1 pseudogene is annotated in these 1,051 nt (G+C 66.4%); it reads left to right on the top strand.

Annotation, left to right across the window (positions count from 1 at the left end):
- Positions 1-220 precede the first annotated feature (220 nt).
- Positions 221-1,051 (top strand): annotated as a pseudogene (locus NJ4_RS24845) (hypothetical protein); the annotation flags it as partial.

Below are 1,051 nucleotides of genomic sequence, written 5' to 3'. Positions count from 1 at the left end.
CTGGTGGGGTTGGTGGGAGTGGGTCTTCCACAGGTGCCTGTGGACGGTAATAGTGGGTCTGACCTGCGGGAATAGTTCTCCACAGATTGGTCTGGGCCTCTTGTGGTCGAACCGGTGTTCGACAAGAATTGGGGCCATGACCACGACCGCTGACACCCCGCTCCCGGGCACCACCCCCGGTGCTGAGCACGGTTACGTTGCGGGCGCCACGCGCGGGTCGGTGATCGGTCAGGAGTTGCCCGGCAATGGTGATGCGGCGGCGGTGTTGGCCGATGCGGTCTCGTGTCGTCGGGTTGCTGATGATGCGGAGCGGGTGTTGTTGGTGCGGGCCGCGCAGTGGGCCGATGTCCATCCCGCTGCTGAGCCGGGTGGGGCGGCGTTCGGTGAGGTGGCTGGGGAGTCGTTGCCGTTGGTGCACTGGGCCGCGCCGGCGGAGTTCGCGGCTGCGTTGGGGTTGTCCACGGGTGCGGGGGAGTCGTTGATCCTGGATGCGTTGGAGTTGCGGCACCGGTGTGAGTTGACCTGGGCCCGGGTGCTGGCGGGGGAGGTGAGTGCGTGGCGGGCGCGTCGGGTGGCGGGGACCACGATCGGTCATCCCGATGACGTCGCGGCCTATGTGGATGAGGCGGTGGTCTCGATCGTGCACAAGGTTGGTTCCACCAAGCTGGACAAGTTGTTGGATGAGGCGTTGCTGCGGTTGCATCCGCAGGATCGGGAGCGGGAACGTCGGGCGGGGTTGGATCAGCGTCAGGTGCGGATGCTCGACGGTGTCAGTGCTGGTGGGGTTGCCTCGATCTTGATTCAGGCGGATCTGAAGGATGCCTTGGACTTCAACGACACCGTCACCGCGTTGGCTGTCGCATTGGCTGAGGGTGGGTGTGGGGAGTCGGTGGATGTGCGGCGGGCGTTGGCGGTGGGGATCTTGGCCGATCCTGCCCAGGCCCTCGCCCTGTTGACCGGTACGCAGGTGCCGGTGGGTCGGCGTAAGCAGATGACGATCGTGGTGCACCTGGCCGCCGAGGCGGTGGCTGCGACCCAGGTCTGCACCTGC

Source organism: Nocardioides jensenii JCM 1364 = NBRC 14755 (assembly GCF_001552535.1).
Lineage (GTDB): Bacteria > Actinomycetota > Actinomycetes > Propionibacteriales > Nocardioidaceae > Nocardioides > Nocardioides jensenii.
The sequence above is the reverse complement of the archived record's forward strand: the minus strand, read 5'-3'. Positions and strand labels throughout refer to the sequence as shown.